This is a genomic window from Xanthomonas prunicola (genome assembly GCF_002846205.1).
GTDB lineage: Bacteria > Pseudomonadota > Gammaproteobacteria > Xanthomonadales > Xanthomonadaceae > Xanthomonas > Xanthomonas prunicola.
This window is the reverse complement of sequence record NZ_PHKV01000007.1, coordinates 31378-56712: the sequence shown is the minus strand read 5'-3', so window position 1 is coordinate 56712 and position 25335 is coordinate 31378. Positions and strand designations below refer to the sequence as shown.

General features: G+C 64.0%; 22 protein-coding genes and 1 other RNA gene. 11 read left to right on the top strand and 12 right to left on the bottom strand.

Going from position 1 to position 25335, the window contains the following annotated elements; all coding sequences use genetic code 11:
- Positions 1-2: 2 nt before the first annotated feature.
- On the bottom strand, positions 3-284 hold the full coding sequence (locus XpruCFBP8353_RS17835; protein WP_101364410.1) for a hypothetical protein: 282 nt from the start codon (positions 282-284) through the stop codon (positions 3-5).
- Between the two features lie 410 nt (positions 285-694).
- On the opposite strand from XpruCFBP8353_RS17835, the gene XpruCFBP8353_RS24005 reads away from it, so the two are divergent.
- The 3 genes from XpruCFBP8353_RS24005 to XpruCFBP8353_RS17825 all read left to right on the top strand — a co-directional run bounded on the left by XpruCFBP8353_RS24005 (position 695) and on the right by XpruCFBP8353_RS17825 (position 2908).
- Positions 695-859, top strand: coding sequence for a hypothetical protein (locus tag XpruCFBP8353_RS24005; protein ID WP_165786174.1), 165 nt, complete (start codon positions 695-697; stop codon positions 857-859).
- Positions 860-944: 85 nt separating this feature from the next.
- Positions 945-2039: a DUF3182 family protein gene (locus XpruCFBP8353_RS17830; protein ID WP_101364487.1), complete on the top strand. Its 1095-nt coding sequence runs from the start codon at positions 945-947 to the stop codon at positions 2037-2039.
- Positions 2039-2908, top strand: a complete 870-nt coding sequence (locus XpruCFBP8353_RS17825; RefSeq protein WP_101364409.1) for an alpha/beta hydrolase family protein — start codon at positions 2039-2041, stop codon at positions 2906-2908. Before XpruCFBP8353_RS17830 ends, XpruCFBP8353_RS17825 begins: the two co-directional genes overlap by 1 nt.
- Before the next feature lie 256 nt (positions 2909-3164).
- Here the strand turns inward: XpruCFBP8353_RS17825 and XpruCFBP8353_RS17820 are convergent, their stop codons facing one another.
- The 5 genes from XpruCFBP8353_RS17820 to fabR all read right to left on the bottom strand — a co-directional run bounded on the left by XpruCFBP8353_RS17820 (position 3165) and on the right by fabR (position 8643).
- Entirely contained in the window at positions 3165-3965 is an 801-nt protein-coding gene (locus XpruCFBP8353_RS17820; RefSeq protein ID WP_101364408.1) for a hypothetical protein, read from the bottom strand.
- 206 nt (positions 3966-4171) lie between these two features.
- Positions 4172-5395 carry an RtcB family protein gene (locus tag XpruCFBP8353_RS17815; RefSeq protein WP_101364407.1) on the bottom strand — a complete coding sequence of 408 codons (1224 nt, stop codon included), beginning with the start codon at positions 5393-5395 and terminating at the stop codon, positions 4172-4174.
- Between the two features lie 54 nt (positions 5396-5449).
- Positions 5450-6574, bottom strand: coding sequence for a slipin family protein (locus XpruCFBP8353_RS17810; protein ID WP_101364406.1), 1125 nt, complete (start codon positions 6572-6574; stop codon positions 5450-5452).
- Between the two features lie 610 nt (positions 6575-7184).
- A non-coding RNA gene (locus XpruCFBP8353_RS17795) (sX9 sRNA) lies at positions 7185-7260 on the bottom strand.
- Positions 7261-7995: 735 nt separating this feature from the next.
- The gene (gene fabR, locus XpruCFBP8353_RS17790) at positions 7996-8643 is read right to left on the bottom strand and encodes an HTH-type transcriptional repressor FabR (RefSeq protein WP_005989260.1); all 648 of its coding nucleotides are present in this window, start codon (positions 8641-8643) and stop codon (positions 7996-7998) included.
- Between the two features lie 92 nt (positions 8644-8735).
- Between fabR and XpruCFBP8353_RS17785 the strand changes: the two genes are divergently transcribed.
- Complete coding sequence (locus XpruCFBP8353_RS17785; protein WP_101364404.1) at positions 8736-9812, top strand: ferredoxin reductase; 1077 nt, start codon at positions 8736-8738, stop codon at positions 9810-9812.
- A 9-nt stretch (positions 9813-9821) separates the two neighbouring features.
- Positions 9822-10943, top strand: a complete 1122-nt coding sequence (locus tag XpruCFBP8353_RS17780) for a fatty acid desaturase family protein (RefSeq protein ID WP_101364403.1) — start codon at positions 9822-9824, stop codon at positions 10941-10943.
- Between the two features lie 64 nt (positions 10944-11007).
- On the opposite strand, the gene XpruCFBP8353_RS17775 is transcribed toward XpruCFBP8353_RS17780, so the two are convergent.
- Positions 11008-12570: an EAL domain-containing protein gene (locus tag XpruCFBP8353_RS17775; RefSeq protein WP_101364402.1), complete on the bottom strand. Its 1563-nt coding sequence runs from the start codon at positions 12568-12570 to the stop codon at positions 11008-11010.
- A gap of 380 nt (positions 12571-12950) precedes the next feature.
- On the opposite strand from XpruCFBP8353_RS17775, the gene XpruCFBP8353_RS24000 reads away from it, so the two are divergent.
- Positions 12951-13127: a hypothetical protein gene (locus tag XpruCFBP8353_RS24000; RefSeq protein ID WP_010374782.1), complete on the top strand. Its 177-nt coding sequence runs from the start codon at positions 12951-12953 to the stop codon at positions 13125-13127.
- Positions 13128-13288: 161 nt separating this feature from the next.
- Here XpruCFBP8353_RS24000 and XpruCFBP8353_RS17765 read toward each other — a convergent pair whose 3' ends face one another.
- From XpruCFBP8353_RS17765 to ubiK, 3 genes are all read right to left on the bottom strand, one after another.
- Positions 13289-13798, bottom strand: a complete 510-nt coding sequence (locus tag XpruCFBP8353_RS17765) for a lipocalin family protein (RefSeq protein WP_101364401.1) — start codon at positions 13796-13798, stop codon at positions 13289-13291.
- A gap of 325 nt (positions 13799-14123) precedes the next feature.
- Complete coding sequence (locus XpruCFBP8353_RS17760; RefSeq protein ID WP_101364400.1) at positions 14124-15644, bottom strand: YifB family Mg chelatase-like AAA ATPase; 1521 nt, start codon at positions 15642-15644, stop codon at positions 14124-14126.
- 15 nt (positions 15645-15659) lie between these two features.
- Positions 15660-15938 (bottom strand): ubiquinone biosynthesis accessory factor UbiK, encoded by a 279-nt coding sequence (ubiK, locus tag XpruCFBP8353_RS17755; RefSeq protein WP_064632685.1) that lies wholly within the window; start codon positions 15936-15938, stop codon positions 15660-15662.
- A gap of 190 nt (positions 15939-16128) precedes the next feature.
- Between ubiK and XpruCFBP8353_RS17750 the strand changes: the two genes are divergently transcribed.
- Together XpruCFBP8353_RS17750 and XpruCFBP8353_RS17745 are read left to right on the top strand one after the other, a co-directional pair.
- Positions 16129-16467 carry a P-II family nitrogen regulator gene (locus tag XpruCFBP8353_RS17750; RefSeq protein WP_101364399.1) on the top strand — a complete coding sequence of 113 codons (339 nt, stop codon included), beginning with the start codon at positions 16129-16131 and terminating at the stop codon, positions 16465-16467.
- Between the two features lie 500 nt (positions 16468-16967).
- On the top strand, positions 16968-18953 hold the full coding sequence (locus tag XpruCFBP8353_RS17745) for a beta-N-acetylglucosaminidase domain-containing protein (RefSeq protein WP_101364398.1): 1986 nt from the start codon (positions 16968-16970) through the stop codon (positions 18951-18953).
- 142 nt (positions 18954-19095) lie between these two features.
- Here the strand turns inward: XpruCFBP8353_RS17745 and XpruCFBP8353_RS17740 are convergent, their stop codons facing one another.
- Entirely contained in the window at positions 19096-19752 is a 657-nt protein-coding gene (locus XpruCFBP8353_RS17740; RefSeq protein ID WP_162301105.1) for a protein kinase family protein, read from the bottom strand.
- A 560-nt stretch (positions 19753-20312) separates the two neighbouring features.
- Between XpruCFBP8353_RS17740 and XpruCFBP8353_RS17735 the strand changes: the two genes are divergently transcribed.
- Entirely contained in the window at positions 20313-21128 is an 816-nt protein-coding gene (locus XpruCFBP8353_RS17735) for an outer membrane beta-barrel protein (RefSeq protein WP_101364397.1), read from the top strand.
- 193 nt (positions 21129-21321) lie between these two features.
- Positions 21322-21933, top strand: a complete 612-nt coding sequence (locus XpruCFBP8353_RS17730; RefSeq protein WP_101364396.1) for a PH domain-containing protein — start codon at positions 21322-21324, stop codon at positions 21931-21933.
- 383 nt (positions 21934-22316) lie between these two features.
- On the opposite strand, the gene speE is transcribed toward XpruCFBP8353_RS17730, so the two are convergent.
- The gene (speE, locus tag XpruCFBP8353_RS17725) at positions 22317-23174 is read right to left on the bottom strand and encodes a polyamine aminopropyltransferase (protein ID WP_101364395.1); all 858 of its coding nucleotides are present in this window, start codon (positions 23172-23174) and stop codon (positions 22317-22319) included.
- A 237-nt stretch (positions 23175-23411) separates the two neighbouring features.
- Here speE and speA point away from each other — a divergent pair, with 237 nt between their 5' ends.
- Entirely contained in the window at positions 23412-25298 is a 1887-nt protein-coding gene (speA, locus tag XpruCFBP8353_RS17720; protein WP_101364394.1) for an arginine decarboxylase, read from the top strand.
- Positions 25299-25335 lie beyond the last annotated feature (37 nt).

The window sequence follows — 25335 nt, the reverse complement described above, 5'->3', positions numbered from 1 at the left end:
GCTCAACGATTGCGTGTGCCCAAACGCTGCCAGCAATCGGTTGCCAACTGTTCGTAGTTGGACTGTGTGCTGGATGAAATGAAGTGGTGCTCCAAGCGGTCCCGGAACAGGCGCAGACGTTCCTGATCGCTCGAACGCGGTGCCTGCAGGTAGATATCGCAGGCCATCTTCACCACCGGGGACAACTCGCTGAACTTGCCTGCGCCAAGGTTGCCCTGAGCATGCCGCGCCTGCCAATGCGCGATTTCGGCCTGTACATCGATGACGGATGGATCTCTGCTCATGACTTGACGTGTTCCGGGGTAAACAAACTTGACCTGCAGAGTAACTGCAGGTATGTCAACGAATGATCATCGAACCCGACCATAGCAGCGCTACAGGGCGACGCACACTTAATTGGTCAGACTGCTTCGGTGTTCTACACGCGATGCATGCAGACACGTGCATGTCGTCAGCGCGCACGATATGACACGTCCGCAGCTGCTTCAACGAACGAAAGGCAGCGGCTTCGTATCGCTCCGCTATTGCGACCGCAGCGCGCTATACCCTGCAGAACAAAGCATACATTGCCATCGAATCAGGCAAATTTGCGTGCGAAATGCCGCATTTCACGGAAGATTCTGAACCGCTCCACACTTGTGTAACGTCTGATCATTATGGTGGACGATGACGTAATGGAGCGAGAGCACTCAGGATGCAGGACAGCGAGACCAGTGACCGTAAGCCACAGCATGCCGTTGGCACACCTGAAGCGCGCGTGTGGTGGCACGCCTTGTTGGAGCTGCGTGGTGGGCGCATCGCCATCAGTTTGATCGTGGTGTTCCTCATCGTGCTGGGCCTGTATCTGGCACTGAAATAAGACGCTCACGCCAACGCATTTTTAGACCCGTTCCTCAGCGGTGACCGAGGCCAGCAACGACGCGGCCATGCCGCAGGGAGAGGTCATGGCACAGACGCACTTTCGACAAGTGCTTGGGCACGCCACGCGCCGTGTGCCCAAGCATGGTCATGAGCGTGCGACACATGCGTGGGTGTGCAGCGAGATCGCCCGCTTGCTGGGTGTGCGCGATGCCGGCGTTGCCGTTGATGGTCGCATCGAAGCCGGCAGCTTTCACGTCCCCGACGACACGCTTACCCTTGCGCAAGCACGCGGACTCGGTATTCATGGCGCTGGCGATTTGCTCGGCGGGATCGTGCCGTATGCGTTTCTGGCCACCAAGGTGATTGGTCACCCGTTGATCAGCAACGATGCAGCACGCATCGAAGGCTGGGATCAGGCGCTGGCCACCTCATTGATTTCCGCCACATTGCCGGGCTATACCATTTTTTCTCGCCAGAATGCGATACATGCGTTCGCGGCGCTGTCTGGCGGTGGAGGTGTGCGCTTGAAGTTGCCGACCGGCGTGGGCGGTAACGAACAGTGGCGCATTGCCGACCCATTGCAGCTCATGCAGGTGTTGGACAGCCTGCCCGACACCTATCTAGACACGCATGGCGCGGTGCTGGAGCGCAACATCCTGCAGCCGCTGACGCATAGCGTGGGCGAGCTATGCGTCGCCGGCATCCAGATCGCGTACTACGGCACCCAATGCAGCGTGCCCAGCGTGGATGGCACCGCTGTCTACGGCGGCTCGGCGCTGCGCGTGTACCGCGGATCGCTGGAGGCATTGATGGCCACCGCATTGCCGCCGCTTGAGCAGCGGGTGGTCGAACAGGCGTGCAGATACGATCGATTCATCGCCGCTGCCTATCCTGAGTTGCAGATCTCCCGCCGCAACTATGATGTGGTTAGCGGCAAAGATGCTGGCAACGTGCAGGTGTGTGGCGTGCTTGAACAATCCTGGCGGATTGGCGGCGCCACACCGGCCGAACTCGCTGCAATTGCCGCGTTTCAGCAAGATCCTGCATTGCAATGGGTCACTGCGTCCACTCATGAAATCTATGAGGGCGAGCCGCCGGCCGATGCGCAGATCTACTACCGCGCAACGCAACCCGGGCCGGGGCCGTGTTACAAATACAGGAGGGTCTCTGCGACGTAATGGAAGCCAAACTTTCCAGTATCGATATTCCTGTCGGCGAGGATGCACTGAGTGGCACCTTGCTGACGCCCTCGGGCATGCCTGCCGTCCTGTTCGTGCACGGCTGGGGTGGCAGTCAACACCACAGTTTGGTGCGCGCACGCGAGGCTGCTGGCCTGGGCTGCATCTGCATGACCTTCGACCTGCGCGGCCATGAAGGCTACGCATCGATGCGCCAGACCGTGACGCGCGCGCAGAACCTGGACGACATCAAGGCCGCTTACGATCAGTTAGCGAGCTTGCCGTATGTGGATGCGCAGTCGATCGCGGTGGTCGGCCTGAGTTACGGCGGTTATCTGTCGGCATTGCTCACGCGCGAGCGCCCGGTGGAATGGCTGGCGTTGCGTTCGCCCGCACTCTACAAGGATGCGCATTGGGACCAGCCCAAGGTCAGCCTCAATGCCGACCCGGATCTGATGGCCTATCGTCAGCAGCGCCTGCGTCCGGAAGACAACATCGCCTTGGCCGCTTGTGCCGACTACAAGGGCGATGTGTTGTTGGTGGAAGCCGAGCACGATGTGATCGTGCCGCAGCCGGTGTTGCACAACTATGCGGCCGCGTTCGTGCAGGCGCGTTCGCTCACATCGCGCGTGATTGCTGGCGCCGACCATGCGCTGCGCATCAAGGAACATCAGCAACGGTACACGCGTGCGTTGATCGACTGGCTGACCGAAATGGTCGTCGGGCGTCGCATCGCACTGGCCAGGGAGGTGGTGGCGACGCGCAAGCAATTGCTCAAGGATCAGCAAGGCGCTGCTGCGACCCAAATGGAGCAGGCCGCCCCGGTATTTCGTGGCGACATTCGCGCGGTGGAGAAGACCTCGGATTAGTTGCATCGTGGCGCATGGAGGGAGTGTGGCCACGCATGCGTCGCCTCTGTGCGTGATGGAGCCCAGGCGCGCATCGAAGGCTTGTTGGGTTGATTAGCCTCAAATGCATGCCTGTGCAGAAGCGCTCCGGGTGCAGGCGAACGGACGCTTCAGCGTGCATCGCTCCACACCACAGCGCAGAACAGGCCCAAGCGGGCCCGTTCTGATGCAACGTATCGCGCGACGGCGGCGCGTTCTGCCAAGCCGCTACGAGCGATTAAACACGCGGGTCGGTCGGATTGCGACGCGCCGTTGCATCGTGATGCGCAGAGTCGAATGCCTCACGCACTGCATGCCTGGCCTTTTCCCAGCTCAGGCGCGAATTGGCCTTGAAGCGGTCCCAGCCTTCGCCCAGATCGCGATCCAGGTGGTCATCCCACTGGCGGCCGGCGTGCTGCTGGCGCGCCTGCACGCCATAGCGATAGGCCGGGCGATAGTCGTCATAGGAATAGTCGGTATCGCGGTAGCTGGCGCTGTCGAAGCGGCCTGCGTAATGCGTGTCGCTGTCGCGGTAGACCGTGTGGGTGCGGTCTGCACGGTCCCACGCATCGCGTGCGGCAAGACGGGCTCGGTCCCATTCCAGGCGCGATTGACCGCGGTTACGCGGCCATTCGCCAGCCAGTGTGGCTTCGGTTTCTTCCCAGGTGCTGGTGGGGCGGGTTTCGCGAGCCTGCAAACCGAATCCATAGACGGTTGCATAGTCGCGATCGTAATCGGTGCCTTCCTTGTAGTAAGGACGATTGCGATGTTCCTGGCGCCAGTATTCGGTCTCTACCGTCGGGTCGAGACGTTCAGCCACGCCCTTACCGGCTGCAGCGCCTGCGACCACACCGGCTGCCGCACCGATCAAGGTACCAAGCGGGCCGAATACCGTGCCTGCGAGCGCGCCTGCTGCTGCACCACCGGCGATGCCACCAACGCTCACGCCAACCGGATGCGCCCCGGGTGCACCGGAGATCGGGTCGCGGTTCAAATCCTTTGCTTCTTCTTTGCGTTCCTGCTCATTGAGATTGCTCATACCGCCTCCGGATTGTTGATGGATGCGCCCTGTAGATCAGGTCGCGAACGAGGCGCAACGATGGCGTCGAAAGAGTGAAACGTGCGTGCTTTGATGTGAGTGTCATCGCGACATGACTGAACTGTGCATCGCATTGCGGATGAGGTTGCTGACTCCTGTACGCGAGGCGTGTGCAAGAAAAAAGGGCCGCTAGTGCGGCCCTTTTTCTACCCCTTGATGCACACCACCTGGCGCAAGGTGTGCAGCACCTCAACCAGATCCTGCTGCGCGGCCATGACCGCATCGATCGACTTGTACGCCGCAGGCGACTCGTCGATCACTGCCGCATCCTTACGGCATTCCACATGCGCGGTGGCCTCGCGGTGCTGTGCCAGCGTGATCTGCGCACGTGCAGCAGTTCTGCTCATCACACGCCCTGCGCCGTGGCTGCAGCTGTGGAAACTGTCGGCGTTGCCCAGCCCGCGCACGATGTAGCTGCGTGTGCCCATGCTGCCAGGAATGATCCCCAACTCGCCGGTCCGTGCGCTCACCGCGCCCTTACGGGTCATCAACAGTTCCTCGCCAGCGTGCGTCTCCTTCTGCACGTAGTTGTGGTGGCAATTGACTGCGAGCTTTTCCAGCTGGAACTTCGGCAAGCGATGACGCATCTCGGCCAGCACACGCGCCATCATCGCCTCGCGATTTTCGCGGGCGTAATCCTGCGCCCACGACACCGCTTGGACGTACTCGTCGAACAAGGGCTCGCCCTGCATGAAGAAGGCCAGATCCTTGTCGGGCAGATGAAAGCCCAACACACGATGCGCCAATTGCTCACGCGCGCGCTCGATGAAGTATGTGCCGATCAGGTTGCCGGTACCACGCGAACCGCTATGCAGCATCACCCATACCGCATCGGTTTCGTCAAGACAGATCTCGATGAAGTGATTGCCGCCGCCCAGCGTGCCGATCTGGCATTCCAGCTTGTCGGTGCGGATGCGCTTGTGTTGCTGCTTGATCGCGTCCAGACGTTGCACCAACCCCGACTGCGCGATGCGGGTTTCGATGCTGTCCGGCAACTTGCGGTGCTCGCCGCCACGACCGTTGCCCACCGGCACGCTCCGCTCGATGCTGGAGCGCAACTGCGCCAGATTATCGGGCAGGTCGTTGGCACGCAGCGTGGTGCGCACCGCGGCCATGCCGCAGCCGATGTCCACGCCCACCGCCGCCGGGATGATGGCGCCACGGGTCGGAATCACCGAGCCCACGGTCGCGCCCTTACCCAGATGCACGTCGGGCATCACCGCGACCCACGGACCGACAAACGGCACCGCTGCGATATTGCGCAGCTGCGCATGCGCCTGCTCTTCCAGTGGCACGCCGCGCACCCAGCCCTTGATCGGGGTGGTGCTGCCTTGTGCATGCAGAAATTCAAAGTGTTGTGAAGTACCCATTGTTGTCATTCCCTTGCGGCAGGGCGTGGCAGATCCTTCCGCCACGCGCAGCCTTTATTGCCTGATCGTCACCAACTGCTTCAGCACGCCATCCAGGCCGCCGAACACGGTGAGCTTGTCGATCTTTTCGGTGACCTTTTCCAGCGCCTCCAGCTCCTTCAAACGCATCAGCACCGGGCTGTCTTCGATCAGCTTGGCGGTGTTGAGCAACGAACGGGTGGCGTTGGCCTCTTCGCGCCGGCGGATGACGTTGGCTTGCGCCTGCTTTTCCGCCTGCACCACTGCATTGAGGATCTCGCGCATCTCGCCCGGCAGGATCACGTCCTTGACGCCGACGCCCAGCACCTCGATGCCGAAGCCGCTCACGCTGCCACGCACATATCCGAAGATATCCGCATCCAGCGAGGCCTTGTCGCCCAACAACTCGTCCAGCGTCTTGGCCGAGACCGCACGCCGCAAGCCGTACTGCAACTCGCGGTAGAGATAATCGCCGGCCTTGGCCACGCGTGTACGCATTGCCACGGCATCGGTGACGCGCATGCTGGCGGCCAGGTTGACCCGCAACGACACCTTGTCGCGCGTCAACAGCTCCTGCCCGGATACCTCGACCGACTGCACACGCAGATCGATCACTTCGGTGGCGATGTTCTTCTGGAAATTCCAGAACGCATACGCCCCCGGTCCGAACGGTGCGACCAGCTTGCCGTCGACGAACACCAGCCCTTGCGACTCGGCGGGCACGTCCATGCAGACCGCCACCCGCGACAGGGTGCCGAGCTGACGCAGCCTGCGCTGCACATCGGTGGGCACCTGCAGCCCATCGCCCAGTGGCAGGCTTTGCACCTCGATCGCCGCAGGGCCACGCCAGTACAGCATGCGCGCGCCCGGTGGCAAGACGTCGGCGAGCTTGCCGTTGCGGATCAGCAAGCCGACCTGTCCGGTACCGATATCGGCCAGCACGAAATGCTGCGGCAGGGTACTGCCGAGCGTGTCGATCAGCATCTCCGCGTCGGGGCCTTCATAGGCGCCTTGCGTGATGGCGTGAACGCTGACTTCAGTGCGACCCAATGGATCGAACAGGCGATACACACCGGGAACAAGCACGCACTCGAAGCGACGGTTGCGATACACCAGGCCGCGCTCGCCGTCACCGATCACGACCCTCTTGGTCCAGAACATGGCATTTCTCCTTAGGTTTGGCTCTGGTGGTCCGATCCGGGAATGCAGCCGTCCCGCCGCCCGGATCGGACTGCTGGCGAAACGTGTGCCGATGCAACGCGGCGTTGAAAGGTGGAAACGCCGGTGACGGCGGCCGTGCGGGGCGCAATGCGCTGTTGGCGCCTGCAAGTGCGTGACTGCCGCGGTGCGATGTCTTGCGCAGCGGTAGCGAACGGCGCAGCACGCGCGTCCAGGGCAAGGGCCCGGCAGGGGCGCCGCTGCTGCAGACAGTCAGGCGATGGCTTGCCTGTCTGCCTGCGGCATGGGCGTTTCCGTAAAGGGACTTGCGTCCCGAGGAATGACCGAGAAGGTCATGCATGGAGCGGGATTCGAACCCGCGACAGACAGATTACAAATCTGTTGCTCTACCCAACTGAGCTATCCAGTGGTGAGTATTCCGGAATCGAACCAGGCCTTCGGCTTTCGCCGCTGCTCCTCCAGGAGCCGATACCCGTAACGAGAAACCCTGAGAAAGAGTTCGGTATACGCCACGGCACAGCCGCGCGCACCAGCTGGAATAAACTCCAGGCCGCTGAATATCTTCCGCAGTGTTTCTGATTACCGTTAGAGCGGCGAATACAACGTAGCGAGCAGTTGTCAGGCAGGCGTGGACGGCACGCAGGAACCGCAGTGTACGAGTAGTACATACCGATTCGAGCACCGGCCGCGCCGGCCTGACGGCTGCGCATTAGTTTATTGGTCGCTCTTATTCAAATGGTCATTTTTGTATGTGCATGACCACGCGCCACCCGTGCCCGACACCTGGGCACAGCGCTCTCGCGCCTGGTCGTGTGCAACATCCATGTTGTCGGGCAATCCATGCCCGGGTGCCCGGAAGATCATCCACAAAAGGCGATGCGAACGCACAACGAAAACGCCCCCGGATGCAGCATCCGAGGGCGTTCGCTTGCCTCGGAGATCGGGTGACCGATCTCCTTGTCAGGACATCAGTCGAAGCGGGTGATGCGCACGGCTGCTTTCTTCGTGCGCACAAACGATGCCGCGCGGTGTGCGCTGGGCAGTCGATTGAATGTGGCGGAATTGAGCAGGTGCATGCGTTTGATTCTGCGAAAGTGCAGGCGTGCCTGCCGAGGGCGCGAACATTACCTGCGTCTTTTTGATTGCGCAAGCACTTTATGCAATTATTTTCGGATTATCTTTCGGGCAGTCGAAAGAGAATGCAGTGTGTGTATCGGTTGCGATGCGCTGCGGGGACGGATAGAAGAGGCATTGCCCGGCGATGCGCTGGTTTCAGGCAGTGGAGATAAAGCATGTCGAGGGCAGCGAGTGGCTGTCTGGCAATGCACTGTGTGCCGGGTCAGCTCCGCCCGTGCGCACACGAGCCCGATGACTCACGTGAGCGCCACCATCGACGCGAACAATCAGCCGCCGTGTGTGCCCAGGGTGCGCGCGCCAGTGAGGATCATGCGCAGCATCTGTGAGATCTGCTCGATCAATTCGGGATCTTTCTCCGGCGGAGAATCCATCGCCACCGCCCCCATCGCAAACACCAGACGGGTAATCGCCTTGGACACCAGAGCGGGCGCGTGCAGCTTGGCGTTGTCGGCGGCGGCCAGGCGGATCAGGTCCACGCGCAGTTCGTCTTCGAAATAGGTCAGCTCGCGCTCCACCGCCTGCTTGAAGGCGTCCGAGCCCACCGCGCCTTCGCGCAGCAGCACGTGCAGCAGCTTGTCGTCGGCGCGCAGCTGTTCCATGAAGGCCTCGACCGAGACGCGGATGACGCTGCGGTCGGTGGAGGTGGCGCGCTGGCGGGCCTGCCCGATGATGGTGCGCAGCGAGCGGCCGGCCAGATCGATCAAGGCCACGGCGAGCTCATCCATGTCGCGGAACTGGCGGTAGAAGCTGTTCGGCGCAATGCCGGCCTCGCGTGCCACTTCGCGCAGGCTCAGCGTGGACAGGCTGCGGTGGGGTCCGATCAACGACAGCGCCGCAGCAATGAGATCCTCGCGTGAAATCGCCGGCTTGCGGGACGGCGGCGCGTCGTGGGAAGGCAGGGCGATGGAGGTCATGAGGGTGCAGCCGGGCGTGGGCCTGAATCATAGCCCCTCTGGCAATATACAAGTGTATACACGGCTGTGCATGCATGCGTATAGTGCAGCCCATGAACCTGGCATCTCCTCCCAAGTCCAAGTCCCCGCTGCCGGCGCGTCTGGCGCGCCGGCTGGTGTCGCCGCACCTGTTCGATTTCTGGGCAACCCGGATCAACCCGTTGTGGACGCTGGAACAGCCGATGGCACGCCTGGTCGAACGCACCCCAGCCAGCCGCGACGCGGTGACCCTGGTGTTGCAGCCCAACGGCCATTGGCGTGGCTTGCAGGCCGGTCAGCATGTGAGCCTGGGCGTGGAGATCGACGGTCGCCGCCTGCTGCGCAGCTACAGCCCGACCGTGCTGGCCGATGGCCGCCTGGCGATCACCGTCAAGGCGATCGAGGGCGGGCAGGTGAGCCGTTATCTGGCGCACGATGCGGCATTGGGCACGGTGGTGTCGCTGGACCCTGCCTTCGGCGACATGCTGTTGCCGACGACGCCGACACCGTTACTGTTGCTGGCGGCCGGTTCGGGCATCACGCCGATGCGCGCGTTGCTGCAGGCCGCGGCACACGCTGGCATGCCGATGGACGTGGACCTGCTGTACTGGGTGCGCCAGCGCGACGAAGCCTGTTTTGTCGACGAATTCGCCGCGCTGGCCGCTGCGCATCCGCGCCTGCGCGTGCAGTTGCTGACCACCCGCGAAGGCGAGACGCCGGCCGCACGCATCGACACTTATCCGCTGGATCAGATTGCCGTGCTGGACCAGCGCCATGTGATGGTCTGCGGCCCGGGCGGTTTTGTGCAAGCCGCGCGCGAACGTCTGCAAGGACGCGTGGCCGCATTTCAGGCCGAAGCCTTCAGCGTGCCGGCACTGGACGAAAGCGAAGCAGGGCAGGTACAGGTCCAGCTGTCACGCAGCGGCCGTACGCTCACCTTGCCGCGCGGTCAGTCGCTGCTGGAGGGGCTGGAAGCGCAAGGCCTGCGGCCCAAACACGGTTGCCGCATGGGCATCTGCAACACCTGCGCCTGCGCGCGCCAGTCCGGTACCACGCGCCACCTGCTCACCGGTGAGCGCAGCAACGAACCCACCGCACAGGTCCGCCTGTGCATCAGTGCCCCGAGCACTGACCTGATCCTGGATCTGTAAGGAATCTTCATGAGCCGAGTCCATAACCGCGCCCTGTCCGCTGCCGAACTGCAGTCCTTCGGCGACGAGCTCGATGCCATCCGCGCCCGCGTGCAGCGCCAGGTCGGCGCCGCCGATGCGCGCTACATCCGTCGTATCGTGGCTGCCGTGCGCTGGACCGGCGTGGCCGGTCGTGCGCTGCTGTTCCTGGGTGCGTTCGTGCACAGTGTGCTGATTCCGGCGTGGATTGCCGGTGTGGTGTTGCTGACCCTGTCCAAGATCCTGGAGAACATGGAGCTGGGCCATAACGTCATGCACGGCCAGTACGACTGGATGGGCGACCCGCAGCTCAACGGCAATACCTACGAGTGGGACATCGTTGCCACCGGCGACAACTGGCGCAAGACGCACAATTTCAAGCACCACACCTACACCAATGTGCGCGGCATGGACGATGACATCGGCTATGGCCTGCTGCGCATCTTCCCCGAACAGCGCTGGCGCCCGTTCTACCTGCTGCAGCCCTTCATCGCGGTGGTATTTGCGCTGCTGTTCGAATGGGGCGTGGCGATCCAGGACCTGCGTCTGGGCCGCTGGTTCGCCGGCAAGATGAAGGCGGCCGAATTGCGCGCCTCGTTCCTGCCGGTCGGCCGCAAGATGGGGCGCCAGATGCTCAAGGACTACATCGTGTTTCCGCTGCTGGCCGGCCCGTTCTTCCTGACCGTGCTGCTGGGCAATCTTGCTGCCAACGTGCTGCGCAGCATCTGGACCTTCGTGATCATCTTCTGCGGCCACTTCACCGCCGATGCCGAAGTGTTCCCGAAAGACTCCATCCGCAACGAATCGCGCGGTCACTGGTATCTGCGCCAGCTGCGCGGTTCGTCGAACCTTACTGGCGGCAAGCTGATGAACGTGCTGTCGGGTAACCTGAGCCACCAGATCGAGCATCACTTCTACCCGGACCTGCCGGCCAATCGCTATGCGCAGATCGCGGTCGAAGTGAAACAGGTCTGTGCGCGCTACGGTCAGCATTACAACACCGGCTCGCTGCCGCGGCAGTTCGGTCAGGTGATGTGGCGGATCGTGCGCCATGCCTTCCCGAGCCGGCCCAAGCCGGTGCGCCACAGCAGCGGTGCATTGCAGAGCGCGTAATCGGATGTCCAACGCGTGATCGACATCGAAAGGCCGCCATTGGCGGCCTTTTTTGTTGCTACGGTCAATGCGCCGTACTGCGTGCCTGTGCGTGATAGGCGATGAAACCAGTGGCCGGCAACGCGCGCGAGAACAGCCAGCCTTGCGCCAGATCCACGCCATGGGCGCGCAGATAATCGAGCTGCTCTTGCCGCTCGACGCCTTCGGCGATGGTTCGTAGCTGCAGCGTTTTGGCCATCTCGATGATGTGCGCGGTCACTGCGCTGGTGGCCGAGTGGGTGCCGATGGTGTCCACGAACGACTTATCAATCTTCAACGCATCCAGCGGCAGACCTTGCAGATACTGCAGGCTCGAATAGCCGGTGCCGAAGTCGTCGATCGACACCGTGTGCCCGGCGCCACGCAGACGGGTGATGGTGGTGCGCGCCGCGTCGATGTCCATCAGGCTGCGTTCGGTCGCCTCCACCCACAGCTGGCCGCTGTCTATGCCGGTGCCACGCAACGCATGCTCTAGCACGCTCTGCACGCGGCCGCTCTTGATGTCTTCGGCCGAGACATTGATGGCCACGTGCAGCGCCGGGTCGGCGGCCAGAGTGGGGCCGAGTTCGCGGATGACTTCGGCGACCACCAGGTCGGTGATCGGCAGGATCAGACCGCTTTCTTCGGCCAGCGGAATGAAGGCATCCGGCGGCACCAGCACGCCGTCGGGTTGCTGCCAGCGCACCAACGCTTCGGCGCCGACGCAGGCCCCGCTGTCGAGCGCAATGATCGGTTGGTAGTGAACGATGAACTCGCCACGCTGCACCGCGATTTCCAGCCGCGCCAGTGGCGACAGCCGCCGCCGCGACACCCACAGCACCGCACCGACCAGCAGCAGCGCCACCGCGATGCCCACCGGCACCAGTTGCAACCGTGCCGCCGCCAGCGGACCGCGCAGGTAGGCCACCGGTTCGGTGACCACCGCCGTCCAGTCGCCACGGCGGTCGCGTCCGAACAGTACCTGCGACAGCACGCGGTCGTCCGGTGCACGTTCGTCGGCTGGCTCGATCAACAATCGTTCGGCGGCGGTGCCGGTACTGCTGAGAAGCTGCCCGTCCGGTGTGCCGATCGCCAGTTGCAGGCCGGGCGGAATATTGATGTCGGCCAACGTGTCGGGGTTGATCAGGACGTTGTAGTCGCCCAGTTGCAGTGCCATCAGCGGACGCTGCGGATTGGCCAACGGCAGTAGCCGCGTGGTCACTGCGATACCGCGCTTGACCACAAAATCGGCGGTGGACTGCGGAATGCTGTCGCGCAGTTGCCCCCATGAGGTACAGCTAAGACGACCTTGCTGGAAGCGCCCCAGCTCGACGATGTAATGGCCGGTCAGCACCAATGCGCGCATCTGCGCCAGATGCGCTGGCGAGCATGGCGGCAGCCGCGAGGCGGCCATGTTCAGCAGTGCGCCATGTGCCTCGTCGAAGGCGGCTTCGGTGCGGCGGATCGCCAGCGCGGCCAGCTGGCTCAGCCTGCCCTCTTCGCGCGTCAACGCCAGCCGCCAGGCCAAGTAGTAGGACAAGCCGACCGGGAGCGTTGCGCAGAGCAACACCAGCAGCACGGTCACACTGATGATGCGTTGGCGTTTCACCTCACCACCCGCATCGACGGTGCGGCCGGTTCACGCACGGCCTCCGAGGCGCTGCGAGCAATGCGTGCGGTAGCCAACGGCCAGCGCAGGCTCGCCGTGCGTGCGAACGCGTCGCACGCAGCGATTGGTGACGCACGGCATTGACTGATGAGGCTGCACGTCGCGAATGTACGACACACGCGTGCGTTGCGCGCGTTTGTGGAGCGAACCCGCTGTGATTTTTGTCAATTGCCTTGCGCCGCATCATTGCAGTCGGGGTCGCCTGCGGATTCACGCGCCTCCACCCGATGCCGCGTTAGGGTCGGATCGTCTGCGCTCCCGGACGGGAGCGGCGGGACAATCCGGTCCCATGCAAGGCGCTTTCACTGGAGGAATCACCCATGACAACGCAGAAAGAACGCGTCGGCGGCACCGATGCAGTGCCGATTTTCAAGATGCAGGAAACCACCCGCGACGGGGAACTGACCAAGTACGTGGTCGGCGATACCGGCGTGGCCTTCGACAGCCTGGAAGGCGCCCAGGCGGCCGCCAAGGATCTGGGCACGCTCAACGGCTGACCGCAGGCGACGTGCTAGCGGCACGCTGGTCGACCTACGGCGTGCCCTGCGCGTGATCGCCTGCAGCATGCATGGCGATCATGCCTGTGGACCGATGCATACGGGATGTGCAGGTCGAGACTCTCGGTCCCGAGTCCCGAGTCCCGAGGACGGCTCCCGGGTTACGGAAGCGGTTGCTCGGTCAGTCGCCCAGTGTGCGGTGTGTGGATTAGCGGTGCCAGGTCGAAGCCTTGTTCGCGTGCGTGCGCCAGATAGGCCTGCGCAATGTTTTCGTCCAGCTGCGGCAACCGTGCCAGCAGCCACAGGTACTTTCGATCGGGGCTGCCGACCAGTGCAGCGGTGTAAGCGGCGTCGATGCGCATCACCCAGTAATCGCCCTTGGTGAAGGGGATCCAGCGCAGGCCCTCTGGCAAGAAGGTCACCTCCAGCCGGCTGTGCGTGTCGTCGATCGCGTGTGCCTGGCCGATCGCTTCTTCCAGCTCGCCTTCTGCAGTGAGGCAGCGATTTTGCACACGCACATTGCCGTCGTCTTCCAGAGTGTAGTGCGCCGATACATCGGTGCAGTCCGCATCCTCGAAGCGGATCGGCAGGCGGGCGATTTCGTACCACGTGCCCAGATAGCGATTCAGATCCAGCGAGGGGACAGTGGCGAGTTCGGGGTGGTGGCTCATACAGGCCTCTGCACGATGGAGTGGCGCCTGTTGTACGTGCATCGCCATGAAATACACGTTGGGATGTCAGGCATGCGGCCGTGCCGGGAGCGGCGGTGTGTGCGAGGACATCGATGCTGTGCGCACTGGCGTTTGGCACAATGTGGCCATTGCTGCCCAAGTCCGCGCCGCTGATCCATTGGCACGCGATGACCATCGCGGCGGCAAATCATAGCGCCCCCACATATACGTAGCTTCCTAACAATATGGACGCTTCGCAGTGCCTGGCCGGCAAGTGCGCGCATTGCTTGCGAATGACGCGCCTCAAAGTGCCATGCCGAACACGCTATGCCGCGCTGGCCGCACTCAGTGCGCGATCCAGTTTGCGATAGCCGATCGCTTCGGTCAGATGGCGCGTGGCGATGTCCGCGCTGTTGTCGAGATCGGCGATGGTGCGTGCCACGCGCAGGATGCGATGCATCGAGCGTGCGGACAGCTGCAGGTGTTCGATGGCGCGCTCAAGCAGCACTTGATCGTCGTGTTGCAGACGGCAATGCCGGTCGGTGTCGGGCTGATCCAGTTGCGCATTGGGCAGCGCTCCGCGCGCAAGCTGGCGCTGCCGTGCGGCGACCACGCGGCCACGCACGCTGGCGCTGTCCTCGCCAAGGTTGCCGCTGCGCAGCGCCTGCGGCGGTAGGCGTGGCACTTCGACATGCAGATCGATGCGGTCCAGCAACGGGCCGGAGATGCGGCTGCGGTAGCGGCGGATGCTGTCGCTGCTGCAGCGGCAGCGCCCGCTGCCATCGCCCGCCCAGCCGCACGGGCACGGGTTCATGGCTGCGACCAGTTGGAAGCGTGCCGGGAAATCCACGCTGCGCGCCGCGCGTGAGATCGTGACCAGACCCGACTCCAGGGGCTCGCGCAGCACTTCCAGGGTTTGTCGTTGCCACTCGGGCAATTCGTCCAAGAACAAGACGCCGTTGTGCGCCAGCGAAATCTCGCCGGGGCGCGGATGCGCGCCACCGCCCACCAGCGCGACTGCACTGGCAGTGTGGTGCGGAGCCCGATATGGCCGCTGCCGCCAGCGGGCCAGATCCAGCCCGCGGCCGCTGATGGACGTAATGGCCGCAGTTTCCAGTGCTTCGGCTTCGCTGGCTTCGGGCAATAGGCCTGGCAAGCGCGAGGCCAGCAAGGTCTTGCCGCAGCCTGGGCTGCCGACCAGAAGGAGATGATGCCCACCGGCAGCGGCGATCTCCAGCGCGCGGCGGGCGTGCGGTTGCCCGCGCACATCGGCCATGTCGGGCAGGGCGCGGGCGCCGAGCGCCTGCACCGCCAACTCGGCGGCAGGCGCTTTCTGGCTGCCGTTGAGCGTGGCGCAGACGTCGAGCAGCGTGCGCGCGGTGAAGGCTTCGACGTGCCCGGCAATTGCGGCTTCGGCGCCGTTGGCCAGCGGCACGATCAGCCGTCGCCCTGCTTGCGCGGCCGCCAGCGCCGCGGGCAGCACGCCATCGACGCCGCGCAGCTCGCCGGTGAGCGCAAGCTCGCCGAGGAATTCGTAATCGGCCAGAGCCTGGCGGTCGATCTGCCCGCTGGCAGCCAGGATGCCGAGTGCGATCGGTAAATCGAACCGGCCGCCTTCTTTCGGTAAATCGGCCGGCGCCAGATTGATGGTGATGCGCCGGGCGGGAAATTCGAACTGTGCGCACAGTAGGGCAGCACGTACGCGCTCGCGTGATTCGCGCACTGCCGCTTCGGGCAGGCCCACGATCTGGGTAGAGGGAAGACCGCCGGACAGATGCACTTCCACCCGAACCTCAGGCGCATGCACCCCCACGCGGGCACGGCTATGCACCAGCGCCAGACTCATGGTGGGTGGCCTAACTCAGGGGGTGGTGGGCGGCGCAGCGGGCGGCGTGCCGGGCGCGCGCGCCTCCAGTGCGGCGACGGTCTGCTCCAGCGCGTCGAGTTTTTCGCGGGTACGCAACAGCACCGCGCGCTGCACGTCGAATTCTTCGCGGGTGACCAGGTCCAGCTTGCCCAGCCCGGCCTGCAGCGCGCCCTTGAAAGTGCTCTGCAGTTCTTCGCGCGATTGGCGCAGGCCCGGCGGCACTAGGTCGCTGAGGCGGCGTGCGAGGTCGTCGAGCTGATTGAAATCGATCATGGTGTTCTCCGCAGGTCCGTAGGAAGCCTAGTGCAGGCCGGGACACGCGGGACATCGGCAAGGCAGTCGGCAGGCGGTAAGAATAGTCCCATTCGGCTGTCGTCTGCGGTGACGGCAGTGCGCGGTTGGATGAGTGTTGCCCCCGTCCACGGTATGCTGCGCGCCCCGTCATGCCCTTGGTACTGCACCGATGAAAATGATCATGGCCATCGTCAAACCGTTCAAGCTCGACGATGTGCGCGAAGCGCTCGCCGGCTGTGGGGTGGCGGGCATCACGGTGACCGAGGTCAAGGGCTTCGGACGTCAGAAGGGCCACACCGAGCTGTATCGCGGCGCCGAATACGTGGTCGATTTCCTGCCCAAGGTGAAGATCGAGGTGGCAGTGACCGACGACCAGGCCGAAAGCGTGGTCGAGGCGATCGTCGCGGCGGCCGGCACCGGCAAGATCGGAGACGGCAAGGTGTTCGTATACGACCTGGGCACGGTGGTGCGCATCCGCACCGGCGAACTGGATAGCGACGCACTGTAAGGTCGCGACGTTGAGGTCGCTGCGTGCCAGGGGCGAGGTGCGCGCTGCAGGTGATGAGGGGTTTTACCCCCTCTGCCCGCGCAACTGCGCTTCCGAGGCCGCGTATTGCTGAGGCAGTAATGCCACTGGCGGCGCTGGATCAGGCGTATTGCAGGCATTGCACCGATCGCAGGGATCTCGGGCCGCTCAGGCCTTGCGTCCGCGCGCCGCGCGCGCTGACTGCGTTGGCTGCGCAGCGCATCACTGACGCTGATGCACGGTTGGGTGCGGACGGGCCAAGCCGCCGCAGTCAGGCACCACAGTTGCCGTCCGCATTTCATACCATTTCAATACCGCCGAGTATCGCAGCCGAGCGTCCGTGGATTGCCATGGAGAGGCAGGCTGAAGTGATGATACGGCACTCTTGAGTGCTGGCCGGTTGGCAATCCCGGCCGCGCTTGTCGCCGCCCCGCGACTTGCCTACTCTAATGCGTAATACCATTCCAATACCGGAGTTCGACATGAAGCGACGCAACAGCAAGCCGGGCGTGCGCCTGTTTTCGGTAGTGGTGGCGCTGGGCATGGCTGCACCGGCATTGGCGCAGGTGGCGACCGAACCGGTCACCCAGCCAGCGATCTATCCGACGCCGGTATCGATCACCCTAGACGGCGCGACGGTCACCTTGGGCCGTTCAGTGGTGCTGGTGGTCGCACCTGGCGCGGACAAGGCCACCGTCGCGCTGGTGCGCAGCATTCTCGGCAGCGCCGGTGTCACCAAGATTGCGACCGCTACGCGCTTGCCTGCCACGCTGGACCGCCCGCACGTCGTGCTCGGCACCGGCGATGCGGCAGTGGTGCGCGATGCATTGACGCGTAGCAAGGCGACGCAGGACACCCACAAGGAGGGCTATACGCTGGCTAGCGTTGCGCTGGACCGCGGTAGCCTGATCACGCTGGCCGGCCACGACGGTGATGGCCTGTTCCATGCGGCGCAGACGCTGCGTCAGCTGGTCGAGCGACCAGCGATCCCGGCGCTGACGATCCAGGATTACCCGGCCATGCCGATCCGCGGCACGATCGAAGGCTTCTATGGCGCCCCGTGGTCGATGAGCGACCGCAGCAAGCACATCGATTTCCTCGCCCGCACCAAGGCCAACACTTTCATCTATAGCCCGAAGGACGACCCCTACGCGCGCGATCGCTGGCGCGATCCGTACCCGAAAGCGACGTTGCAGGCGCTGGGCAAATTGGCCGCCACCGCCAAGCGCAATCATGTCGATTTCGTCTACGCGATTTCGCCCGGCCCCACGGTTTGCTTCTCCGATCCGGCCGATGCAAAGGCGCTGCTGCGCAAGTTCGATGCATTCCGCGCGTTGGGCGTGCGCAGCTTCTATGTGGCGTTGGACGACATCGAATACACCAAGTGGAATTGCGAGCGCGACAAGACCACCTTCGGTGAGTCCGGCGCGCAGGCGGCGGGCATCGCGCAGTCGCATCTGCTCAATCTGGTGCAGGCCGATCTGGTCGCCCGCCACGACGCTAGGTCGGAATTGATCATGGTGCCGACCGAGTATTACGACGCCAAAGAGAGCCCGTACAAGGAAGCGCTGCGCAAGCACCTGGACCCGAAGATCGTGGTGCAGTGGACCGGTACCGACGTGGTGCCGCCGGCCATTTCCATCCCCGACGCGCGTGCTGCCACCAAGGCATTCGGCCGCAAGACGCTGCTGTGGGACAACTACCCGGTCAATGATTTCGAAACCTCTGCCGGGCGCTTGCTGATGGCGCCGTATGCGCGGCGCGAGGCCGGCCTGTCGGCCGAGCTGTCCGGCATCGTGTCCAACCCGATGAACCAGGAAGTTCCCAGCCGCGTTGCAGTGATGGGACTGACCGCGTTCGCCTGGAACGACAACGACTACGACGCGCAACGCACCTGGCATGCGGCAGCGCGTGATCTGGCCGGCGGCGATGCGCGAGTCACCGCGGCATTGCTGACCTTCTTCGATACCCAGCACTTGGCGCCCACCTTCGGTAGCCAGCCGTGGCAGGAACAGGCGCCACGTTTGAAGGCCGTGCTCGATCATGTGCGCGAAGCGATCGCACTCGGCGATGCTGCAGCGCGCACGCAGGCGATTGCCGAATTGGCGCGCACTGCCGACGAGATGGCTGCGGCGCCGCAGATCATTCGCGAGGGCGTGGCTGACCAGGGCTTTGCCGAGCAATCGCGCCCCTGGCTGATCGCGATGGAAGGCTGGGGCGGCGCGTTGCAGAAGACGGCAGCCGGGCTGGATGCGGCAAATCGCGGCGACACCGAAGCGCCCGCATTGTTCGCCGAGGCGGCTGCACGCGCCGCGGTCTCTGCTGCGGTTCCGTCGATTCCCGGCGCGACCCGCTTTGGTGGCCCGGTCAAGATCGCCGACGGCGTGCTCGACCGCTTCATCGCGCAGGCGCCGCGCTTGATCGCCTATCGCGAGCCGGCAGTCGCCGATCCGGCAGCAGCAAAGTGATGGGGTAGTACGCAGACACAGCTGCGCGCCTGGGCGACCATTGGCGTAGCTGTGCATGCAAACACGGCAGCGCCATTGCCATCTGCAGCGCAGCAGGTGGCATGACGCAATGTGTTCAGCTGCTTTTCGTCAGCAGCGCTGATCACACAATACTTTTCAAGCGCCGATACAGCCGCTTCCAGCCGCTGCGAATCGCATGTACCCAGCGCGGTTCGGCACTGCGTGCGGATTCGTCGGCAGTCGGCGCGATGCCGGCAAGGCGCTGGCGCATTTTGTGAAAGTTGGCCACGTCGCTCCGTTGCAGCTGACGTGCCAGCCTACCGCGCTGCAGCCAGCGCGGGAATCGCCACGCGGAGGTGAAATCGATCAGGACCGGCACGCCCGCACTGACCACCACATTGGTGCCATGCAGATCGTTATGGGTGATGCCGAGCGCATGCAACCGGCGCAGCGCCTGCTGCAATTGCTGGAAGACGTCCTGGCCCACGACGGTGCTGGTGCTGAGCGTGTCGCCGGGAATGCATTCCATGCCCAACGCCAGGCCGCCTAGCGTGCCGAGCAAGGCCGGTGCATGCCGCCAGCCCTGCAGCTGCCGCAGCATCCTGGCCTCGTGGCGCACCATCAACCGCGCGATGGGCGCCAACAGCGTGCGGCGATAGCGGCCGTAGTCCTTGACCACCGCCAGCTGCCCATCCATGTGGGTGCGGTAGACGTCGGGCTCGAGCAGCCGGGTGCCTTGCTTGAGCAGAACGGGAGTGACGAGGTGCAGGCTGGACACATCCAGCGGCTGGTAATGCATGGCAGTTCTCCGGACCCTGGCGGCGCGGAGATGTCACGCGTTGCACAGGTTCACGATAATCGAGGGGGGATCGGCCTGGATAATTTTAGAACTTGCGAGTACTGAAATTACATTTATTTAATAAATGTAATGTTCTGGAGGTGGAACGGCTTTGTTGATCAGGCGCTTGGCGGAATTTTTTTCCGCTTTATGGCTGCGCGCCGGCGACTGATGCGGGCAACGCCAGCGGTAAGTAGCGTTGTCCTATCGCCAGCGATGCCTGGCTCCTAGTCAGCGCTTAGGCACCTCGGGCCGGTGGCTGCGCGGCAATGGTCACATCACTTCTTGACAGCTACTGAGACTCCAGACACTGTGCCGGCTGCGGTCAAGGGGGCTGCATCACGCGTTAGCACGGGCACGCTCTTTGGGCGGCGCCTGGATCGATGTCGTACGACATCCGGTGATGCCGGGAAAGCCCCCGAATTTCGACAGCAACTGCGCCACTTCCAGACGCCGTCAGGTGACCCCTGCGTGCGCAAGGATGCGGGAACGATGGAGTACGACTCATTGAGGGGGATGCGATGAAAAGGACCGCAACACTGCTGTTGGCTTGCACGGCGTTCGGCGTCGCGGCTCAGGCCTCGGCGCAATCGTTGTCGCGCGGCTGGGACAGTTACCGTCAACAGCAAAAGCAGCAGCAGACCGGCACGCAGGGCATCACCGCGCCGGCTGCGCAGTCGGCGCGCCCCGCGCAAGCGGGCATCGGCGGAGCACCGGCCGTTGTCGGTGGAAGTGGCGCCAGCCAGCTCGGCGAGCCTGGCGGATTCGGCACGGTGACCGAGCAGACGTCGGCGCAGGCAGTCCCTGCCGCGCCTGCCTACGTACCGCCGCCGCCGCGCGAAGAAGAGCAACGCCTCAAGAGCGGCATGTTCCTTGGTGTGCAGAGTGGCAAAGCCAAGGTGTTTGAAAACGGCAAGCAGGATATGCAGGGCTTCAACGTCGGCTACCGCTGGCGCGCAGGTCCAGTCACATTGATCGGCATCGAAGCCGCAACCGGGAAAGTGGATGGTTCCAGGGACGCGGACGGCTTCGTTGTCATTCCAAACGTGGACTTTGGCAGCATCGGTGGAACGGCACGCTTCAACTTTGGCGATGTCCCGGTATTTGCGCTCGTGCGGCTGGGCTACTGGGGCGGCACGGCGAAGGGTGAGGACTACAACGAACGCGTTTATGGCGCGTACGTGGGCGCCGGTCTCGGTGTGGATATCGGCAAGCACGTCAGCTTGAGCGCGCTTTACACGAATTACGTCTACGCTGACGCGTATTACGACGACTACGAAGACCTCACGATCCACCGTGCGGAAGTGCTGAGCTTCGGAGCCGAAATCCGCTTCTGATGTGGGTCAACGGCAACGACGGGCGGGCGGCAGCGCTCGCCCTGCTGCAGCAGGCCGCATGGCAGCCGCGATGCAGCAGACAGCAACCCCGTTTGAAGCTGCGCCGCAGACAGGTATCGGCATTGCGCAGCCATCCATGCGGGGTGTTGTAGTGTCGCGCTCAACGCAATGATTCAGCCGTAGGCGAGGGCAGATGGACGCATTGGCGCAGTTTTTGACAGACGAGCAGGATCCGGCGGCAGTGGGCAAGATCCTGCCCAAGGTCACCGAGCTGCTGACCCGCGACGAGCAGGTCGAGTACATCGCCGTGCAGAAGAAGATGGTGATGAACCTGTCGCCGGACGCGGTGGTGCTGACCAACCGCAGGTTCATCGTGGTCTACCCGAAATTGTTCGGCATGACGTTCCGCGATTTCCCCTGGCGCGAGGTGCTCGATGTGCACATGAGCGAACAGATGCTCGGGGCCACCATCATGTGCCGCACCACGCAAGGCGCCTACGCATCCATCGACAGCCTCCCCAAGAAACAGGCGCGGCGCGTGTATGCCTATGCGCAGCAGGTGGAAGAATCCGCCTACGAAAAACGCCAGCAGCTGGAGATCGACAAGCTGCGTGCGGCCGCCGGCGGCGTGGTGGTGCATGCACCGGGTGCGCCCGGCACGGCGGTGCCATCTCAGCCCACGCCTGCCCCTGCCACCGACGATCCGATACAGGTGCTGAGCAAGCTCAAGCAATTGCTGGATGCGGGGCTGATCACGCAGGACGAATTCGACGCCAAGAAAACCGAAGTGCTGGGGCGGTTATAGGCCACTTGGCACAGCGCGCGTTGGTCGGCTTTGAACGCGCCGCGCGATAGATCGCCATCGGTGACGCAGCAACGGTCGCGAATCACTGACGCGTCCATCGTACGGCTGCGTTGTCGATTGATTGCCGCTCCGGAGGGCCGCTGGCCGCCCTCTGACCTCACACGCGACCGCCGTTGCGCGATCAGGACAGGCCGAAACGGTGCGCTAGCGCATCGGCCCGCGCACTGTAGGCACGCAGGCGGTGTCACGCAAAAAGCAGCTGCCAAACACCTGTTACGCACTGCCAGGCGGGCACGGCCGGTGCCACGAATCACCCGCGACCATGCCTGCGCTGCGAGTGCGAGCACCGCCCGGTCCGGCCGGCGGCGGTTGGCTTGTCGCGCTTACTCGCCCAGCGCCTTGGCCACGAACGGCGGCGCCACCAGCACGCCGGTGTGCAGGTGGGCGGTGTAGTAGAGCGTCTCAAAGCCCTTGGACTGGGCATCGGCCTGGCGGAAGGCGAAGTCGGCGTTGGCCTGCTTGCTGGCCATGGTCACGCTCCACCAGCCGGTGGGGTAGCACGGCTGCGGGAACGGCAGGGTCTTGAACGACTGGAAGCCGGCCTTGCCCATTTCGGTGCGCATTTCGTTGATCAGCGCCAGCAGCGCCAGCGGCGATTCGGACTGCTGCACCAGGATGCCGTCGTCCTTCAGCGCCTTGAAGCAGCTCTCGTAGAAGGCCTTGTTGAACAGGCCTTCGGCCGGGCCCACCGGGTCGGTGGAATCGACGATCACGATATCCACGCTGCCGGCCGGGCAATTGGCCATGTAGGCCACGCCGTCGTCGAACAGCAGCTCGGCGCGCGCATCGTGGTTGGAATCGCACAGCTCGGGGAAATACGTCTCCGACATGCGGGTGACCTGCTCGTCGATATCGCACTGGGTGGCGCTTTCCACGCCCGGGTGCTTGAGCACCTCGCGCAGGGTGCCGCAGTCGCCGCCGCCGATGATCACCACGCGCTTGGGCGCGGCGTGGGTGAACAGCGCCGGGTGGCTGATCATCTCGTGGTAGAAGAAATTGTCGCGGCTGGTCAGCATCACCGCGCCATCGATGAGCATCAGCTTGCCCCAGTCGGTGGTCTGGTAGATCTCGATCTTCTGGAATGGAGACTGCACCTCGTCCAGCTTGCCGCTGATGCGAAAGCCGATGGCCGAACCGGTCGGCTGGAAGTGTTCGATGTACCAGTTGTCGTTGGTGCTCATGCGGACGTCCTAATCTAGAAGAAGCGGGCTGTTCCTGCTCCCGGCGGGAGAAGGTGGCGCGTGGCGCCGGATGAGGGTCGGGCGTCGCCTCGTGCAGCGCACACTGCGCAGCGGCTGACCCTTGCTCGACCCCGATCCGGTCAGGAGCAGGGTGTGAAGTCGGCGCGGATTGTAACGGACCCTGCGCGTGCCAGGCGTTACACTTCACGCCCTTTTTGCCCCAGCCGAGACAACGAAATGAGCGATTGGTCCCTCGACCAAGCCCGCAAGACCTACTCGATCCCGCATTGGGCCGATGGGTATTTCGATGTGAACGCTGCCGGACACGTGGTGGTCACCCCGACTGCCGATGGCCCGGCGGTGTCGCTGCCCGAGGTGGTGGATGCCGCGCGCGCGGCCGGCGCCAAGCTGCCGCTACTGGTGCGCTTCCCGGACATCCTGGGCCAGCGCCTGGGCAAGCTGCAGGCAGCGTTCGCGCAGGCGCAGTCCGAATGGGATTACGCCGGCGGCTACACGGCCGTGTATCCGATCAAGGTGAACCAGCACCGCGGCGTGGCCGGCACCCTGGCCAGCCATCATGGCGACGGTTTCGGCCTGGAAGCGGGCAGCAAGCCGGAGCTGATGGCGGTGCTGGCGCTGTCGCGTCCGGGCGGGCTGATCGTCTGCAACGGCTACAAGGACCGCGAATACATCCGCCTGGCACTGATCGGCCGCAAGTTGGGCCTGCAGACCTTCATCGTCATCGAAAAGCCTTCCGAGCTGACCTTGGTGTTGGAAGAGGCGCGCGCGCTGGACGTCAGGCCGGGCCTGGGCGTGCGCATGCGCCTGGCCTCGCTCGGCGCGGGCAAGTGGCAGAACAGCGGCGGCGACAAGGCCAAGTTCGGTCTCTCGCCGCGCCAGGTGCTGGACCTGTGGAAAACGCTGCGTGACACCGAGTACGCCGACAGCCTGAATCTGCTGCATTTCCATATGGGCTCGCAGATCTCCAACGTGCGCGACATCGCCAACGGCATGCGCGAGGCCACGCGCTATTTCGTGGAGCTCTCGCGCCTGGGCGCGAAGATCAGCCACGTGGATGTCGGTGGCGGCCTGGGCATCGATTACGAAGGCACGCGCTCACGCAGCTATTGCTCGATCAACTACGGCCTGCATTCGTACGCCAGCAACATCGTGCAGCCGCTGGCCAGCGCCTGCGAAGAACACGGCCTGCCGCCGCCGCGCATCGTCACCGAATGCGGGCGCGCGATGACCGCGCACCACGCGGTGCTGATCGCCAACGTCTCGGAAGTGGAGCAGGCGCCCGAAGGCCGCGTGCCGGACGCGCACGCCGACGAACCGGCGGCGATCCGCCACCTGCGCGAGATCCATGACGAGCTCGACGTGCGCCCGGCAGTGGAACTGTTCCAGGAAGCGCAGCACTTCCATGCCGAAGGCTTGAGCGCCTATGCACTGGGCCAGATCGACCTGACCCACCGTGCACGCATCGACGATTTGTTCTATGCCATTGCCCACGGCGTGCGTGCGCGGCTGAGCTTCGACGAGAAGAGCCATCGCCCGGTGCTGGACGAGCTCAACGAGCGGCTGGTGGACAAGTACTTTGTCAACTTCAGCGTGTTCGAGTCGATCCCGGACGTGTGGGCGATCGATCAGGTGTTCCCGATCGTGCCGATCGAACGCTTGAACGAAGCGCCGCAGCGGCGCGGCATCATCGCCGACATGACCTGCGATTCCGACGGCATGGTCAAGACCTATGTCGAGAACGAAAGCCTGGACAGCTCGTTGCCGCTGCACAGCTTGAACGCCGGTGAGAGCTATCGCATCGGCTTCTTCCTGGTGGGTGCCTACCAGGAAATCCTCGGTGATATCCATAACCTGTTCGGTGATACCGATGCGGTGGAAGTGGCGGTGGATGGCGATGGCTATCGCATCGTGCAGCAGCGTCGCGGCGATACCACCGACGTGATGCTGGATTACGTGGGCTACCAACTGGCCACGCTGCGTGCCACCTATGCCGAGCGCATCGCTGCCGCGCACCTGTCGCCCGAGCGCGCGCAGGAACTCAGCGCTGCGCTGGAGGCCGGCTTGACCGGCTACACCTATCTATCCGACGAACCGTTGGGCTGATCTCGCATGCGCTGCGGCCTGTGCCGCAGCGACGGTG

Coding starts and splice junctions, on each gene's coding strand:
- XpruCFBP8353_RS17835 (WP_101364410.1), bottom strand. CDS start 284: ATGAGCAGAGATCCATCCGTCATCGATGTACAGGCCGAAATCGCGCAT.
- XpruCFBP8353_RS24005 (WP_165786174.1), top strand. CDS start 695: ATGCAGGACAGCGAGACCAGTGACCGTAAGCCACAGCATGCCGTTGGC.
- XpruCFBP8353_RS17830 (WP_101364487.1), top strand. CDS start 945: ATGGCACAGACGCACTTTCGACAAGTGCTTGGGCACGCCACGCGCCGT.
- XpruCFBP8353_RS17825 (WP_101364409.1), top strand. CDS start 2,039: ATGGAAGCCAAACTTTCCAGTATCGATATTCCTGTCGGCGAGGATGCA.
- XpruCFBP8353_RS17820 (WP_101364408.1), bottom strand. CDS start 3,965: ATGAGCAATCTCAATGAGCAGGAACGCAAAGAAGAAGCAAAGGATTTG.
- XpruCFBP8353_RS17815 (WP_101364407.1), bottom strand. CDS start 5,395: ATGGGTACTTCACAACACTTTGAATTTCTGCATGCACAAGGCAGCACC.
- XpruCFBP8353_RS17810 (WP_101364406.1), bottom strand. CDS start 6,574: ATGTTCTGGACCAAGAGGGTCGTGATCGGTGACGGCGAGCGCGGCCTG.
- fabR (WP_005989260.1), bottom strand. CDS start 8,643: ATGACCTCCATCGCCCTGCCTTCCCACGACGCGCCGCCGTCCCGCAAG.
- XpruCFBP8353_RS17785 (WP_101364404.1), top strand. CDS start 8,736: ATGAACCTGGCATCTCCTCCCAAGTCCAAGTCCCCGCTGCCGGCGCGT.
- XpruCFBP8353_RS17780 (WP_101364403.1), top strand. CDS start 9,822: ATGAGCCGAGTCCATAACCGCGCCCTGTCCGCTGCCGAACTGCAGTCC.
- XpruCFBP8353_RS24000 (WP_010374782.1), top strand. CDS start 12,951: ATGACAACGCAGAAAGAACGCGTCGGCGGCACCGATGCAGTGCCGATT.
- XpruCFBP8353_RS17765 (WP_101364401.1), bottom strand. CDS start 13,798: ATGAGCCACCACCCCGAACTCGCCACTGTCCCCTCGCTGGATCTGAAT.
- XpruCFBP8353_RS17760 (WP_101364400.1), bottom strand. CDS start 15,644: ATGAGTCTGGCGCTGGTGCATAGCCGTGCCCGCGTGGGGGTGCATGCG.
- ubiK (WP_064632685.1), bottom strand. CDS start 15,938: ATGATCGATTTCAATCAGCTCGACGACCTCGCACGCCGCCTCAGCGAC.
- XpruCFBP8353_RS17750 (WP_101364399.1), top strand. CDS start 16,129: ATGAAAATGATCATGGCCATCGTCAAACCGTTCAAGCTCGACGATGTG.
- XpruCFBP8353_RS17745 (WP_101364398.1), top strand. CDS start 16,968: ATGAAGCGACGCAACAGCAAGCCGGGCGTGCGCCTGTTTTCGGTAGTG.
- XpruCFBP8353_RS17740 (WP_162301105.1), bottom strand. CDS start 19,752: ATGCATTACCAGCCGCTGGATGTGTCCAGCCTGCACCTCGTCACTCCC.
- XpruCFBP8353_RS17735 (WP_101364397.1), top strand. CDS start 20,313: ATGAAAAGGACCGCAACACTGCTGTTGGCTTGCACGGCGTTCGGCGTC.
- XpruCFBP8353_RS17730 (WP_101364396.1), top strand. CDS start 21,322: ATGGACGCATTGGCGCAGTTTTTGACAGACGAGCAGGATCCGGCGGCA.
- speE (WP_101364395.1), bottom strand. CDS start 23,174: ATGAGCACCAACGACAACTGGTACATCGAACACTTCCAGCCGACCGGT.
- speA (WP_101364394.1), top strand. CDS start 23,412: ATGAGCGATTGGTCCCTCGACCAAGCCCGCAAGACCTACTCGATCCCG.